This window comes from Plantibacter sp. VKM Ac-2876 (genome assembly GCF_015350715.1).
Classification (GTDB): Bacteria; Actinomycetota; Actinomycetes; order Actinomycetales; family Microbacteriaceae; genus Plantibacter; species Plantibacter auratus.
In genome coordinates this window covers 702,064-717,323 of the sequence record NZ_JADKSI010000003.1, presented here as the reverse complement: position 1 = coordinate 717,323, position 15,260 = coordinate 702,064, and the positions used below count along the sequence as shown (strand labels likewise).

Genomic DNA, 15,260 nt, shown 5'->3' with positions numbered 1-15,260 from the left:
GAGGAGGTGATGCGGGTGGTGCGGGTTGGGAACTGCGAGGATCAGCCCTTGACGCTGCCGGCGCTGAGGCCCGACTGCCAGAAGCGCTGCAGGAAGAGGAACGCGATGACGATCGGGACGATGGTCAGGAGCGATCCGGTGATCACGAGGTTGAAGATCGGTTGTGCGGCGACACCGGTGGCCTGGGCGCTCCACTGGCTGAGGCCGACGGTGAGCGGATACCAGGTCGGCTCCGACAGCATGATGAGCGGCAGGAAGTAGTTGTTCCAGGTCGCGACGATCGCGAAGAGGAGCACCGTGACGATGCCGGGGCCGAGGAGTCGCAGCGAGATCGTGAAGAAGGTGCGGAACTCCCCCGCGCCGTCCATACGGGCGGCCTCGAGCAGTTCGGTCGGGACCGCGTCGACCGCGTACGTCCAGATGAGGTACAGACCGAACGGGCTGACGAGCGAGGGCAGGATGACCGCCCACGGCGTGTTCGTGAGGCCGAGCTGGCTGAACATCAGGAAGGTCGGGACCGCGAGGGCCGTGCCCGGCACCGCGATGGAGCCGAGGATGATCGCGAACACGGCGCGCTTGCCGGGGAACCGGAACTTCGCGAGGCCGTAGCCGCCGATCGTCGCGAGGAGCGTCGCCCCACCGGCGCCGACCACCACGTAGAGCAGCGTGTTGCCGAACCAGCCGACGAACTGCCCGTCGCGGTAGGTCAGGGTGTCGACGATGTTCTGCCAGAGGTTGAACCCGCCGTCGCCGAACCAGAGACCGAAGGAGGAGAAGAGGTCGGGCTGGGACTTCGTCGCGTTGATGACGAGCCACAGGATCGGGACGACCGAGTAGATGAGGAAGACGGCCATGACGATCGTGAGGACGATCGAGCGCTTGCGACGCGGGTCGTGACGCTTCCGGGTGGGGCGGTCGAAGGCGCGCGGGTTGCGTGCGGTCCGGGTCGACACGGTCTGCGGGCGGACGGTCGGGTTCGAGACGGTGGCCATCAGCTGTTCTCCTGTCGGGAGCCGCGCACCTGCACGACGTAGGCGATGACGGCGGTGATGACGCCCATGATGATCGCGACCGTCGCCGCGAGGTTGAACTGCTGGCCGGCGAAGGACAGGTTGTAGGCGTACATGTTCGGGGTGAAGTTGCTCGTGATCACGTTGGGCGCGAGGTTCTTCAGCAGGTTCGGCTCGTTGAAGAGCTGGAAGGACCCGATGACGGAGAAGATCGTCGCGATGACGAGCGCTCCGCGGAGGGCGGGGATCTTGATGCTGAAGACGGTGCGGAACTGCCCGGCCCCGTCGATCTCGGCCGCCTCGTAGATCTCACCGGGCACGACGCGGAGGGCGGCGTAGAAGATGAGCATGTTGTAGCCCATGAACTCCCACGTCACGATGTTGCCGATGGACGCGAGGACGGCCTGCGAGCTGAACGGCTCGAGGATCTGGGCACCGACGAGGTCGTTGAAGCTGCCGGCGAGACCGAACTGGTCGCCGTAGATGAAGCCCCAGATGAGCGCCGCGACGACGCCCGGGACGGCGTAGGGCAGGAAGAGCGCGATGCGGAAGAAGGCGGCGCCGTGGAGCCTGGCGCTGTCGAGGGCGAGCGCGGCGGTGAGCGACAGGGCGAGCATGATCGGCACCTGCACGACGAAGAACAGTGCGACGCGACCGAACGGCTCCCAGAACTTCGGGTCCTGGAGGACCTGGGCGTAGTTCTCGAAACCGACGAAGGCGTTGCCGCCGATGAGCTTCTCCTGGAAGAAGCTGAGGTAGAGCGCGTAGACGAGCGGCGCGATGATCATCAGCGCGAAGACGATCATGAAGGGGGCGATGAACGCCCAGCCCTTCCAATCCCGGCGGTCGCGTCGGTGGACACGGACCGCTGGTGGCCGGCCGGTGCGAGCGGTCGTAGTGGTCATGGGCAGCTTCCTTGCTGGGATTCGGGCGGAACCGTCGTGCGGTGGAGCCGTGCGGGGGAGGGATCGCGGTGGATGTTTACGTCAACATCTGATCGGTACCATAGCATGTTCACGTCAACATGCAAGGATGGATGCGACGATAGGGAGACCATGACGGACACCACCCGGAGAGCGCCTGGCCGCGCCAGGCGAGCGCCGTCGATGGCGGACGTCGCGGCGCACGCCGGCGTCTCCTCCCAGACCGTCTCCCGCGTCGCGAACGGGCTGACCAACGTCGACGACGGCACCCGCGACCGCGTGCTCGAGGCGATGAACGAGCTCGGCTACCGCCCGAACAAGGCCGCGCGAGCGCTGCGGTCGGGACGCACCCGCAGCATCGGGATCACGATGTTCACGCTTTCCTCCTACGGCAACATGCGGACGCTCGATGCGATCACAGTCCAGGCCGCACGGGCCGGCTACTCGGTCACGGTCGTCCCCGTCGAGTACCCGACGCAGCGCGACGTCGCGGTCGCCCTCGACAGCCTCCGCGAGCAGGACGTCGACGGGCTCATCATCGTCATCGAGTCGCACATCGTCGACGGCGCCGACGTCGAGCTGCCCTCCGGTCTGCCGGTCGTCGTCATCGACTCCGCGGCACGCACCGACTACCCGGTCGTCGACAACGACCAGGCACAGGGTGCGGCGCTCGCCACCCAGCACCTCCTCGACCTCGGACACCAGGGCGTCTGGCACATCGCCGGCCCCCGCACGTCGTACTCGGCGGCTCGTCGCGAGCAGAGCTGGGCCGACACCCTGCGGGAGGCCGGCATCACGCCGCCGCCCGCGTTCCGTGGCGACTGGTCGACGACCTCGGGGTACGAGATCGGCCTCGAGATCGCCGAACGCCCGGAGATCACCGCCGTCTTCGCCTCGAACGACCAGATGGCGCTCGGACTCCTGCGCGCCCTGCACGAGCGCGGCCGCGCCGTGCCGGAGTCGATCAGCGTCGTCGGCTTCGACGACACCCCGGAGTCGGACTCGTTCTGGCCGCCGCTCACCACGGTGCACCAGGACTTCGACGAGATCGGACGCCGGGCGATCACCACGCTCCTCCGCGAGATCGAGGAGGGCCCACAGCTCTCCACTGAGCCCCTCACGCCGACGTCCCTCGTCGTCCGCGCGAGCACGGCTCCCCCGCCCGCGCGCTGAGGTGAGGCATGTCGTCGCTTGCGCCACCGACGAGCGACGATGTGCCGCACCTCGACAGGCTCAGCGACCGGAACGGGGACCTCAGCGACCGGGCCAGCCTTGACACCCGAGCGAGGGGTCGCCCATACTCGTCGGAAATGTTGACGTGAACACGGTGGTTCGACGCCGCCAGATGTTCACGTGAACATCTCCTGCACCACGGCCTCCAACGAAGGAACCACCGATGACACTGCCGTCACCAGTCCGCCGACGAACGATCGGAGCGACCGTCGCCGTCGCCCTCGGCATCGCCGCGATCGCACCAGCACTCGCCACCGTGGACGCCGCACCTGCGGCCGCTGCGGAGAGCACTCCCCTCACCATCACCCCCAACCCGGCCTACCAGAACGAGGCGTTCGAGGGCTGGGGCACGAGCCTCGTCTGGTTCGCCAACGCGACCGGCGACTACCCCGCGGACGTCCGCCAGGACCTCTTCGACAAGGTGTTCGGTGAGGACGGTCTCAACCTCAACATCGCCCGCTACAACATCGGTGGCGGCAACGCGAGCGACGTCCCGCCCTACCTGCGGGCCGGCGGCGCAGTCGACGGCTGGTGGAACCCGGACCTCGCCGCGAGCGACGCCGACGGCCCCATCACCTCCGACTACGCCGACCGCGACCGCTACGCCGCCGCCTGGGACGCCGACGACCCGGCCTCCTACGACTTCGACGCCGACGAGACCCAGCGCTGGTGGCTCACGGCACTCAAGGACAAGATCACCAAGTGGGAGGCGTTCAGCAACTCCCCGCCCTACTTCATGACCGAGAGCGGCTACGCCTCGGGCAACTTCAACGCCGCCGACGAACAGCTGAAGCCGGAGAGCGTCGACGACTTCGTCGCGTACCTCACCACCGTCGTCGACCACCTCGAGGCCGACACCGGTATCGACTTCGACACCATCGACCCGTTCAACGAGCCGAACACGAACTACTGGGGCACCCAGATCGACGAGGCCACCGGTTGGCCGAAGGGCGGACGCCAGGAGGGTGCGCACATCGGCCCGGTCATGCAGGACACCGTCATCAAGGCCCTCGCCGAGCGCCTCGCCGCCGAGGGCACCTCGACCGAGGCCGTCATCGCGGCCATGGACGAGACCAACCCCGGTATCTTCGCGACGAACTGGAACGGCTGGTCGCAGACCGCCAAGGACCTCGTCACGCAACTCAACGTCCACAGCTACGGCCAGGGCGGCAGCGTCGTCGCGCGCGACATCGCGAAGACCGCCGGCAAGCCGCTGTGGATGAGCGAGGTCGAGGGCAACTGGGACTCCAGCGGCAAGCACAACCTCACGAACATCGACAACGGCATCGGTATGGCGACGCACCTCATCGACGACCTCCGCAACCTGGAGCCGACCGCGTGGGTGCTCTGGCAGCCCGTCGAGGACCTCTACAACATGGAGAAGGTCGAGAAGCTCAACTGGGGCAGCGTCCTCATCGACTTCGACTGCAACGCCGAGGGCGACTCCGAGCGACGCATCGCCGACGGCGACGCCGACCCGAGCTGCTCCGTGAAGACGAACGCGAAGTACAACACGCTCCGCAACTTCACCCACTACGTGCAGCCCGGTGACCACCTCATCCCGTCCACCGACGCGCAGACCACCACGGCGCTCCGTGCCGACGGCACCGGTGCGACCCTCGTGCACGCCAACCCGTCGACCTCCGCTCGGACGATCACCATCGACCTGTCGAAGTTCGCGGACATCGCTCCCGGCGCGACGGTCACGCCGATCGTGACGACGGAGTCCCCCGCGGACGACGTCACCGCCAACGCACTCGTGCAGGGTGACGCCGTGTCGATCGACCCGATGACCAAGCAGGCGACGCTCACGGTCCCGGCGAAGTCCGTCACCACCTTCCTCGTCGACGGTGCGACCGGTGTCGCAGCCGACGCGGCGCCGTTCCAGGACGGACACGCCTACCAGCTCGTCGGCAAGCAGAGCGCGAAGGCGTTCACCGCCGCGGCCACGACCGGGACCGTCCCGGCCGGCACGATCACCCCGCGCGCTTCCGACGCCACGACCGGTGCCGCACAGGTGTGGACCGCCGAGCTCCTCTCCGGCGGCGGCACGAACACCGACCGCTACGCCGTCCGCAGCTCGTCCGGAGCCCTCCTCGCCGCGACCTCCGCCGGCACCTCGCTCGTCGCTGCGACGCGGGAACAGGCTGCGGCCGACCCCTCGCTGCAATGGATCCCGACGACGACCAACGGCTCCGACTGGAGCCTCGTGAACGTCGGGACCAGCCAGGCCCTCGAGGTCGGCGGACAGTCCACCACCACGGGCGCCGCCGTCGGCGTCTACCAGTCGAACAACGGCGCGAACCAGACCTGGAGCTTCGTCGACACCGCCCTCACGGGAGTGCAGCCGGTCACGCTGCAGACCGTCGCAGGTGTTCCGGCGGCGCTGCCCGCGACCGTTGTCCCGCTGTACGGCGCGGTCCAGGGCGCTCCGGTTCAGGTCACCTGGGACACCTCGGCCGTGGACTGGAACACGCCGGGCACGATCATTGTGAACGGCTCCGGCACCGACGGGTGGGGTGCGGCGTTCGCCGCGCAGGCCACCGTCGACATCGGCGGCTTCACCACCACCGAGCCGGTCTCCCTGACCGTCGCCGCGGGGTCTCCGGCGAGCGCCGTCATCGCTGCAGCACCCACCACGGTCCCGGCGCAGATCGGGGCGAGCACCAACCGCTTCGACACGCCCGTCACGTGGGACTTCAGCGCCCTCGACGACGCCGACCTCGCCGACACCGGTGTGGTGCAGGTGCGCGGCGCGGCTGCCTCGAACGACCCGGCCGCGGCACCGATCGACGCACTCCTGTCGATCATCGTCACGGCGCCCGGCGAGCGGAACATCGCGCCGGACGCCACGACCGTCGCGAGTGCGACGTCCACCGAGTCCGGCTACCCCGCGAGCAACACGAAGAACGGTGTGCGGAACGACAAGGGCTGGTCGAACTGGCGCTCGTCGAACAAGCCGGCGAGCGACACCCTGAGCTACGAGCTCGGCGGTGAGCACACGATCGAGCACGTCACCTTCTACGCCTACAAGGACGGGAGCACCAACAGCTGGCCGAGTGCACTGACCGTGCAGGTCCGCGACGCCGACGGCGCGTGGATCGACGCTCCGGGTGGGGCGGTCGTTGTGCCGGTCCCGACCGATGGGACGGCTCCGGTTGTCGACGTCGACCTCGGTGGCGTCACGACGAGTGCGGTGCGCATCGTGATGACGGCGTACGCGAACACCCACCTGGTCGTCTCGGAGGTCGAGATCTACGCGCTCGCACCGTCGGTCGCCACCGAGGCGAGCCTTGCCGCGCTGCGGGTGAACGGGACGCCGGTCGAGGGCTTCGACGCAGGCGTCCTCGAATACGAGGTGCCGCTTGCCGGGTCCGCCGACCCGGTGGTCGACGCCATCCCGGCCGACCGCGACGCGACGGTGACGATCGAGCCGCTCGAAGCGGCACCGGTGGCTGCAGCCCGTGCTGCGGCTGATGCGACCGACGGTGTCGTCATCACGGTGACGGCGGCTGACGGTGTGACCACGCAGTCGACGACCATCACCTTCGCCCGGACGGCGGTCGCGACCGCGACGTTGTCGAGCGTGGCCCGCGAGGGCGTGCCGACGACCGCGGCGGTCGTGGTGGACCCGGAGGACGCGGCCGTCGTCTACGCGTGGCTGCTCGACGACGAGGTAGTGGACGGAGCCGACACGGCGACGTTCACGCCGCCCGTCGGCAGTGCCGGTGCGGCGCTCGCGGTGCGAGTCACGGTCTCGGCCGATGGCTTCGCGCCGGCGGAGACGACGTCCACGCCGGTGACGGTGCTCGCCGCCGCGGTGGACCCGGGGACCGATCCCGGAACCGACCCGGGGACGAACCCCGGGACCGGTCCTGGCACGGGCTCCGGCGGTGGAACCGCCGGTGGCGGTGACGGCACGAGCTCCCCCTCGGGTGGTTCGGCCGCCGGCGCCGACTCGCTGTCGCGCACGGGTGTGGACATGTCGAGCATCGGGCTCGTCGCGTTGCTCCTCGGCCTCGTCGGCTTCGCCTCGGTGCTGATCGCGCGCCGCCGTCGCTCCGCGAGCTAGCCCTCCGTTCGCCCACTTTCGGGCGACGCAACGCCCGTTCGCCCAAACGTGGGCGAACGGGCGTTGTGCGTTCGGGTGACTACTCGGCGTCGAGGTCCGTCTCGAGGAGACCGGCGAGCTCGGCGAGCGCCTCGTCGGCACCCTCGCCCTCAGCGCGGAGGGTGACGACGTCGCCGTTGGTGGCGCCGAGGCTCATGATCGTGAGGATGCTCGAGGCGTCGAGCGGGCCCGAGTCGCCCAGCTCGATCGTGACGGGCACCGGCTGGCGCTTGACCGTCTCGATGAAGAGCTTGGCGGGGCGGGCGTGCAGCCCGACGCGGCTGGCGATGGTGGCTTGGCGTTCGGCCATGATGATGCTCCTTCTGCGGTTCGGTTGGTGCCGGCCCGACCAGTGGATCAGGTCAGGCTGTGGATCGGACGGGTACGGGTCAGACGGTCGCGGGTGCCGTGGCGACCGCCGGGGCTGCCGTGTCGACACCCTCCACCGGACGACGACGGGCGAACCGCTTCAGCAGGATGACCGCGATCGCGGTGATGACGGTTCCGACGGCGACCGACAGGATGAACATCCCGATGTTGCCGATGGCGAAGAACACGAAGATGCCACCGTGCGGTGCCTGCGAGGTGACGCCGGTCGCCATGATGAGCGCACCGGTGGCGGCACCACCGAGGATCGACGCCGGGATGACGCGGAACAGGTCGGCCGCGGCGAACGGAATCGCACCCTCGCTGATGAACGCGGCACCGAGCAGCCAGGCGGCCTTGCCGTTCTCCCGCTCGACCGCGGTGAACGAACGACGGCTGAGGACGGTCGAGGCGAGTGCCATCGCGAGCGGCGGCACCATACCGGCGGCCATCACGGCGGCCATGATCTGCCACGGTGCCTGGTTGGCGAGCGTTCCCGCACCGAGACCGGCGACGGCGAACGAGTAGGCGACCTTGTTGACGGGGCCACCGAGGTCGAAGGCCATCATCGTGCCGAGGATCACGCCGAGCAGGATCGCGGAGACACCGGTGAGGCCGGAGAGCCAGGAGTTGAGCCCGCCCATGAGCGCGGCGATCGGGCCGCCGAGGACGAGGATCATGAGGCCGGACGCGACGATCGAGCCGATCAGCGGGATGATCACGACGGGCATCAGCCCACGCAGCCACCGCGGCACGTTCAGGCGACCGAGGCCGTAGGCGACACCACCGGCGAGCAGACCACCGACGAGTCCGCCGAGGAAGCCGGCGCTCATGAGGAGGGCGACGGCACCGGCGACGAACCCGGGCGCGATGCCCGGTCGGTCGGCGATGGCGTAGGCGATGTAGCCGGCGAGGGCCGGGACGAGGAACGCCATCGAAGCGTTGCCGATGGAGAACGCGACCGCACCGAGGTAGGCGCCGAGTCCGCCGGCCGGCAGGTTCACGAGGCTGTTCTCGACGATGATCTTGCCGGCGTTCTCGGTGATGTTGTATCCACCGAGGAGGAAGCCGAGGGCGATGAGCAGACCACCACCCGCGACGAACGGGATCATGTAGCTCACACCGGTGAGCAGCCAGCGCTTGATCGACTGACCGACGTTGGCGTCCTTCTTGTCCGACGTCGATGCGGAGGCGTCGCCGGCAGCTGCAGCGACCCGCGGGGCGTTCGGGTTCGAGATCGCGGCGACCGCGTCGTTGATGAGCTGTTCCGGGGCGTCGATGCCGCGCTTCACGGGAGCCTTGATGACGGGCTTGCCGGCGAATCGCGTGACGTCGCGGACGTCCACGTCGACGGCGAAGATGACCGCCTGCGCCTTCGCGACGACGTCGGCGGGCAGCGGGGTCGCACCGGAGGCGCCCTGCGTCTCGACGTGCAGCTCGACACCGAGGCGCTTGGCGGTGGCGGCGAGCGAGTCGGCCGCCATGTAGGTGTGGGCGATGCCCGTCGCGCACGAGGTGACCGCGATGAGCACGGGCCGTGCGGCCTGGTCGCCGGCCTCGACGGGAGCCGTCGCGGCGCGCTCGGCTGCAGGAGCCGACGCGGGCTTGGGCGCGTCGCTGAGTGCACCATCGACGAGGGCGACCACCGCGGCGGCGTCGGGCGCCTCACGCAGCGAGGTCACGAACTCGGGCTTGATGAGCGAGCGGGCGAGCTTCGACAGGAGGGCGAGGTGCGCCTGGTCGGCGCCGTCCGGGGCCGCGATGAAGAAGAGGAGGTCGGCCGGGCCGTCGTCGGAACCGAAGTCGACGAGCGGCGAGACACGGGCCATCGCGAGCGTCGGCTCGGTGACGGCGGCTGAACGGCAGTGCGGGATCGCGATGCCGCCGGGGATGCCGGTGTCGGTCTTGCTCTCCCGCGCCCAGGCGTCGGCGAAGAGGGCCTCGGTGTCGGTGGCACGGCCGGCGCGGACGACGAGCTCGGCGAGCGCGCGGATGACACCCGCGCGATCGGTGCCGAGGTCGGCGTCGAGGGCGACGAGCCCTGGGGTGATGAGTGGGGTGGACATCTGGGTTCTCCTTCGAAACGGATGCTGGTGCTTCGGGTGGTCGGGGCGGGTGCTTCGTGGATCAGGGGGAGGATGGGATCCGCTGCGGGAGCTCGACGACGTCGATGGCGGCGGCGTCCGTCCCGCTGAGCGCCGGCACGTCGCTGCCCGGGAGTGCCGCGGCTGCGGCTCCGTGGGCGACGGCCTGCGCGAGGCGTGCGGCAGGTGCGAGACCTGCTGTTCGGGCGATCAGGTAGCCGGCGAGGGAGGAGTCCCCCGCGCCGACGGTGCTGCGCGCGACGATCTTCGGGGCCCGGGCCGACCATGCGGTGTCGCCCTCCACCAGCACGGCTCCTCGGGAACCGAGCGTGACGAGGACGGCGGCGACCGGGCCGGGTCGGTCCGTGGTGCCGATGAGCGTGGCGGCGACGGATGCGGCGAGCGCCGGGTCCGCCTCGATCTCGTCGCCGGACGCCGTGCCGGTGAGTTCGGCGAGTTCGGCACCGTTCGGCTTGATGAGGTCGACGCGTTCCCCGGTGGCGGCGAAGGCGGCGAGGAGGGCGGCGAGCGGCTCCCCCGAGCTGTCGACGGCGACGAGCGGGCGGGCGCCGTCGGTGAGGGCGCGAGCGGCACGGACGATCCGTGCGTAGAAGTCGGCCGGCAGTCCGGGTGGCAGCGAACCGGCGATGACGAGCCACTCGGCACTCGCGGCGGCCCGGGCGGTCGCATCGACGAGGCGTGCCGCGTCGTCCTCGGTGAGGAGCGGACCCGGCTCGTTGATCTTGGTGGTGGTGCCGTCGGGCTCGGTGAGCGTGATGTTGCGACGCACGGGCTGCCCGGTCGGGACGGCGAGGACGTCGATGCCCTGCGCGCGGAGCGACTCGATCATCGGGTCGGTCGGTTCGCCGGGGAGGACGGCGATGGTCGCCAACTCGGCGGCGGCGATGGCCCGGGAGACGTTGACGCCCTTGCCGCCCGGCTGCTCCCGGCTGGCGAGGGCGCGGAGGACCTCGCCGCGCTCGACGATGCCGGGAAGCTCCACCGTGTGGTCGAGGGAGGGGTTGGCGGTCAGGGTGATGATCATGCCACGACCACCTCGACACCCGCAGCCTCGAGGGCGTCCCCGAGGCTCGTCGGAACGACCTCGTCGGTGATGACGGTGTCGATCTCGTCGAGGGCGGCGAAGCGGATGAGCGCTTCCTCACCGAGCTTGGCGGCGTCGGCGAGGACGACGGCCCGGCGCGAACCGCGGACGATCGCCGACTTCACGGCGCCTTCGAGCTCGTCCGGCGTGCTGAGGCCGAAGTCGGCACTGACCCCGTTGGCGCCGACGAAGGCGATGTCGGGACGGAACCGGCCGAGCTCGTCGACGGTCGTGCTGCCGACCGCCGCGCTGGTGATGCCACGGACGCGGCCACCGAGCAGGTGCAGTTCGACGTGGTCGCAGTGGTGGAGCGTCGCGGCGATCGGGACGGAGTTGGTGATGACGGTGAGGGTCTGACCGGCGGTGGCCGGGCGCCAGGTGACGAGGAGGTCGGCGAGGTGCGCCGTGGTCGTCCCGGCGTCGATGACGATCGAGCCGCTGAACGTCGCCGGGATGAGCCGGAGGGCCGCACGGGCGATCGTCGCTTTCGCGTCGCTCCGCTGACCCTGGCGATCGGCGAGGCTGGCCTCGGCGACGGACGCACGTGCTGCGGAGACGGCACCGCCGTGGACGCGGCGCAGGACGCCGGACGTTTCGAGCTGGTCGAGGTCGCGACGGATCGTCTCGGCGGTGACGCCCAGCTCACGGGAGACGTCGGCGACGGAGACCCGTCCGCTCGTCTTCACCCGGCTGGTGATGTGCTCGTGCCGCTCCGTCGCGTACATGCGTCGTCCTTGACCTTCGTTTCCGGTGTTGCAGGCTTGCAGTGCGAAGAAAGTATCACACAAACACAGAGAAACACAGATCCACTTCTACGCCGGACCCTGAGCTTGTCGCAGGGCAGCAACCACCCCCGGTCCCTGAGCCTGTCGAAGGGCGCACTTCGACAAGCTCAGTGACCGATCGAGTAGGACGGTCGGCAGCGGGTCAGGGCGCGAGGGAAGGGACCGGCAGAAGGGTGGCGGTCGGCGCAACCGTGGCGCCGACCGCCGGTTCGTCTCGCACCCGAACGCGCGAGACGGCTGGTGTCACGACGGCGAACCGGCCGACGTCGTGACAGGTCTCTCCGCTGCGTCGCGCTCCGGCAGCAGTTGGCGCAGTACTCCCCCGGCGTGCGCCGCCCACCGACCGACGGCGATCCAGCTGCGGTCGCGGACGAACAGCAGGTCGAGCGCGATCATCGCGAGCGAGAACGGCCACAGTCCGAGGAACAGCCCGATGCCGAGGTGCATCAGGATCGTGAAGCCGAGCGCGAGGATCCGCGTCGGCCGCCACAGGATCAGCACGGGGAACAGCAGCTGCACCCAGACGGACAGGAACGTCGCCACCCAGACGAACGGTCCGAGCTGCCAGGCGAGGTCGCTCAGCACCGGGAACGGGCGGAACACGTCGAGGACGAGCGAGTAGTAGAACGCTGTGCCCTCGCGCCACTCGGGACCCATGAGCTTGTAGATGCCGGAGTTCACGTAGACGAGCATGATCTGGTACGCGCAGAGGAGGACCGCGGTGTTGTTGGCGGCGTTCGCGAGCCACGACGGGATCGCGAACCGACCGCGCAGGATCGGCCGCAGCGCTCGACCCCGCCGCTTGGCGAGCCAGGCGTCGACCGACCAGTGACGCGACAGGTCCGCGAACACGAGGAACAGCAGCGTGATGCGGAGGATCGTGTCGCCGCCGTTGGTCAGCACCGTGCTGTTGGTCGCGAGCCCCACCCAGAACACGAGCAGGACGGGCGTGACGAACCGGGTCTGCCAGCCGATGAGGAACAGCAGGCCGAGCACGATGAGCACCCCGTAGGCGAGGTCGAAGACGAAGGCGCTGTCCTTCGTGAAGACGAGCTCGAACAGCGGGAACCAGGCGCGGCGGTTCGCTTCGGGGTCGACCCACTTCGACGCGACGCCCCAGAGGTAGTGGCGGTCGGCGAGGCTGGTGAACAGGAAGCTGACGATCGCGACACCGTAGAGGATCCGCAGGGCGGAGAGGCTGTAGCCGGCGTGCTTGGCACCCGTGACCCAGCTGGCGAACCGGTCGAACCAGGCACGGACGGCGTTCATCGTGCACCCCCGTAGCGGGTGATGACGTCCCGGTAGACGGCGAGGGTCTCCGGGTCGATGACGTCGTCGACGTGCCGCCAGCCGAAGGTGACGGCGGTGTCGTCGAACTGCTGCTCCTCGGAGAAGCGGTTCTCGAAGTCGTTCGGGCGGGTGCGGTCGATCCGCCACCGGACGCGCTCCACGTCCTGGTCGAAGTACGCCGTGGAGAACGCGGTCGCGTACTCCTTGAGCATGTAGTCGTACCGGAGGAACCGGACGATGTCGCCCTGCCCTGAGCCCGGAGTCTTGCTGACGGCGTCGAGGTCGGCGATCAGTGACTCGGCCGACTGGGCGCGATACCCGCCACCATCGGCCCGCTGGATGAAGGTGTCGCGCACGATCTCGCGCTGCTGGGCGTCGAGCGCGAGGTACCGGGTGTTGTAGGCGAGCATCGCGTTCCACGAGGACTTCTGGATCCGCGACGGCTCGGGGTGGCCGGGGACCGCCTGCTGCTCGAGCTTCGTGACGTTGACCCAGTCGGACTTCACGAGGGTCCCGTCGGCGTCACGCCACTGGGCTTGGACGGAGAAGGTGATGTTCGTCTTCATGATGCTCGGGGCGAAGACGTTCCACTTCTGCGTGAAGTACGGGCCCGCCGCGGCGACGACGGCACCGCGGACGGGTGTGGTCGGCGAGACGATGACGAGGGTGCCGGCGACGTAGACGCCGACGAGGGCGATCGAGACCGCGGCCGCGATGCGCGCGGCCCGCTTCGGCGAGGCGGCTCCATCCCGAGGCGATCCCGCTCCCCGGATCTGCCGAGCTGCCGCCGGTGCCTGATCGCCGTCCGGAACCTCGGCGCCGTCTGGTCTCTCGGCGCCGTCCGGTCCCTCGGCGCCGTCCGGTCCCTCGGCACCGTCCGGTCCCTCGGCGCCGTCCGGTCCCTGAGCTTGTCGAAGGGTGTCAGGACGACTCCCGACGGGTGTGCGTGTGATCGGAGTCACGGTTCCTCCTTGGTGCTGGGTGGTGATGAACCGCGGGGGCACCCGTTCGGTGGTGCCGTCCGCGGGGGAAGGAGTGGGCCGCGCCGACCCGAATACGGCGCGGCCCACTCGGCGGGGTCACTCCATACGCGCCCGTCGCGTAGCCACGAAGGCACCTCCGAGGAGGAGCATCGTGGCGCCGAGTCCCCCGAGCCACAGGCCGTCGAAGCCGGTGCTCGGGAGACCGGGGCGTGACCCCGGTGCGGCGGCGGCCGCCGCGGTGACCGTGAAGGCGGTTGCCTGACGGTCGAGCGGCAGGGCACCGGTCACGGATCCGGAGAGTTCCACGCGGTGGGCACCCAGCTCGAGCGACGAGTCGATCGGGAAGGTGAACGTGGCGTTACCGGAGGCATCTGCGATGACGGGCGTCAGGGCGAACGGCGTCGAGAACACGGTGGCCGAGATGGTCTCGCCGGGCTCGAAGCCGGTGGCGTAGACCTCCTGGATCACACCCGTGTCGCGGACGATCGTCGAGTACTTGACGGTCGCCTGGCGCTCGTCACCGGCGTCGGTGTCGCCATCGGCGTCAGCTGCCGAGTCGGCGTCAGCGGCGGTGTCGGCATCAGCTGCGGTGTCGGCATCAGCTGCGGTGTCGGCATCCGTCGCTGCGTCGGCATCCACATCAGCGTCGGTCGCCGTGTCAGCATCAGCGTCCACGTCTGCATCAGTGGCCGTGTCAGCGTCCACATCAGCGTCAGTCGCCGTGTCAGCATCAGCGTCCACGTCTGCATCAGTGGCCGTGTCAGCGTCCACATCAGCATCGGTCGCCGTGTCGGCATCCGCGTCCACATCGGCGTCCGTCGCCGTGTCGGCATCCGCGTCCACATCAGCATCGGTCGCCGTGTCAGCGTCCACATCAGCATCGGTCGCCGTGTCAGCGTCCACATCAGCGTCAGTCGCTGTGTCGGCATCCGCGTCCACGTCAGCGTCGGTAGCGGTGTCAGCGTCCACATCGGCGTCAGTCGCCGTGTCAGCATCCACATCCGCGTCAGTCGCCGTGTCGGCATCCACATCTGCGTCGACGTCCGCATCGGTGGCCGTGTCAGCATCCGCGTCCACGTCGGCGTCAGTCGCCGTGTCAGCATCCACATCCGCGTCAGTCGCCGTGTCGGCATCCACATCTGCGTCGACGTCCGCATCGGTGGCCGTGTCAGCATCCGCGTCCACGTCGGCGTCAGTCGCCGTGTCAGCATCCACGTCAGCGTCAGTCGCCGTGTCGGCATCCACGTCCGCATCGGTCGCCGTGTCAGCATCCGCGTCCACATCGGCATCCGACGCCGTGTCGGCATCCACGTCCGCATCGGTCGCCGTGTCAGCATCCGCGTCCACATCGGCATCCGACGCCGTGTCGG

At 69.5% G+C, this 15,260-nt stretch carries 10 protein-coding genes and 1 pseudogene; 2 read left to right on the top strand and 9 right to left on the bottom strand.

All coding sequences use genetic code 11. From position 1 onward, the window contains the following. Positions 1–41: 41 nt before the first annotated feature. Both ITJ62_RS15825 and ITJ62_RS15820 read right to left on the bottom strand, forming a co-directional pair. Positions 42–992, bottom strand: a complete 951-nt coding sequence (locus ITJ62_RS15825; RefSeq protein WP_085512471.1) for a carbohydrate ABC transporter permease — start codon at positions 990–992, stop codon at positions 42–44. Beyond that, positions 992–1,915: a carbohydrate ABC transporter permease gene (locus ITJ62_RS15820; protein ID WP_064296050.1), complete on the bottom strand. Its 924-nt coding sequence runs from the start codon at positions 1,913–1,915 to the stop codon at positions 992–994. Before ITJ62_RS15820 ends, ITJ62_RS15825 begins: the two co-directional genes overlap by 1 nt. A 150-nt stretch (positions 1,916–2,065) precedes the next feature. On the opposite strand from ITJ62_RS15820, the gene ITJ62_RS15815 reads away from it, so the two are divergent. Then, positions 2,066–3,106, top strand: a complete 1,041-nt coding sequence (locus ITJ62_RS15815; protein ID WP_079706855.1) for a LacI family DNA-binding transcriptional regulator — start codon at positions 2,066–2,068, stop codon at positions 3,104–3,106. A 223-nt stretch (positions 3,107–3,329) separates the two neighbouring features. Beyond that, the gene (locus ITJ62_RS15810; RefSeq protein ID WP_194604101.1) at positions 3,330–7,238 is read left to right on the top strand and encodes a glycoside hydrolase; all 3,909 of its coding nucleotides are present in this window, start codon (positions 3,330–3,332) and stop codon (positions 7,236–7,238) included. A 79-nt stretch (positions 7,239–7,317) separates the two neighbouring features. On the opposite strand, the gene ITJ62_RS15805 is transcribed toward ITJ62_RS15810, so the two are convergent. The 7 genes and pseudogenes from ITJ62_RS15805 to ITJ62_RS15775 form a co-directional block, all read right to left on the bottom strand. Further along, complete coding sequence (locus ITJ62_RS15805; RefSeq protein WP_056014456.1) at positions 7,318–7,587, bottom strand: HPr family phosphocarrier protein; 270 nt, start codon at positions 7,585–7,587, stop codon at positions 7,318–7,320. A gap of 79 nt (positions 7,588–7,666) precedes the next feature. Further along, on the bottom strand, positions 7,667–9,709 hold the full coding sequence (locus ITJ62_RS15800; protein ID WP_194604098.1) for a fructose-specific PTS transporter subunit EIIC: 2,043 nt from the start codon (positions 9,707–9,709) through the stop codon (positions 7,667–7,669). 61 nt (positions 9,710–9,770) lie between these two features. Beyond that, the gene (locus ITJ62_RS15795) at positions 9,771–10,772 is read right to left on the bottom strand and encodes a 1-phosphofructokinase family hexose kinase (protein WP_194604095.1); all 1,002 of its coding nucleotides are present in this window, start codon (positions 10,770–10,772) and stop codon (positions 9,771–9,773) included. Continuing rightward, on the bottom strand, positions 10,769–11,557 hold the full coding sequence (locus ITJ62_RS15790; RefSeq protein ID WP_194604092.1) for a DeoR/GlpR family DNA-binding transcription regulator: 789 nt from the start codon (positions 11,555–11,557) through the stop codon (positions 10,769–10,771). The genes ITJ62_RS15795 and ITJ62_RS15790 overlap by 4 nt, the downstream gene beginning before the upstream one ends. A gap of 303 nt (positions 11,558–11,860) precedes the next feature. Further along, a complete protein-coding gene (locus ITJ62_RS15785) occupies positions 11,861–12,886 on the bottom strand; it encodes an HTTM domain-containing protein (RefSeq protein WP_194604089.1) in 1,026 nt (341 codons plus the stop codon). Next, positions 12,883–13,869 (bottom strand): DUF5819 family protein, encoded by a 987-nt coding sequence (locus tag ITJ62_RS19090; protein ID WP_194604086.1) that lies wholly within the window; start codon positions 13,867–13,869, stop codon positions 12,883–12,885. The genes ITJ62_RS15785 and ITJ62_RS19090 overlap by 4 nt, the downstream gene beginning before the upstream one ends. A gap of 117 nt (positions 13,870–13,986) precedes the next feature. Then, positions 13,987–15,260: pseudogene (locus tag ITJ62_RS15775) on the bottom strand (sortase); the annotation flags it as partial.

Bases quoted from the DNA above. Each gene is read 5' to 3' on its own strand.
- ITJ62_RS15805 (WP_056014456.1), bottom strand. From the start codon at position 7,587: ATGGCCGAACGCCAAGCCACCATCGCCAGCCGCGTCGGGCTGCACGCC.
- ITJ62_RS15785 (WP_194604089.1), bottom strand. From the start codon at position 12,886: ATGAACGCCGTCCGTGCCTGGTTCGACCGGTTCGCCAGCTGGGTCACG.
- ITJ62_RS15790 (WP_194604092.1), bottom strand. From the start codon at position 11,557: ATGTACGCGACGGAGCGGCACGAGCACATCACCAGCCGGGTGAAGACG.
- ITJ62_RS15815 (WP_079706855.1), top strand. From the start codon at position 2,066: ATGACGGACACCACCCGGAGAGCGCCTGGCCGCGCCAGGCGAGCGCCG.
- ITJ62_RS15800 (WP_194604098.1), bottom strand. From the start codon at position 9,709: ATGTCCACCCCACTCATCACCCCAGGGCTCGTCGCCCTCGACGCCGAC.
- ITJ62_RS15825 (WP_085512471.1), bottom strand. From the start codon at position 992: ATGGCCACCGTCTCGAACCCGACCGTCCGCCCGCAGACCGTGTCGACC.
- ITJ62_RS15795 (WP_194604095.1), bottom strand. From the start codon at position 10,772: ATGATCATCACCCTGACCGCCAACCCCTCCCTCGACCACACGGTGGAG.
- ITJ62_RS15820 (WP_064296050.1), bottom strand. From the start codon at position 1,915: ATGACCACTACGACCGCTCGCACCGGCCGGCCACCAGCGGTCCGTGTC.
- ITJ62_RS15810 (WP_194604101.1), top strand. From the start codon at position 3,330: ATGACACTGCCGTCACCAGTCCGCCGACGAACGATCGGAGCGACCGTC.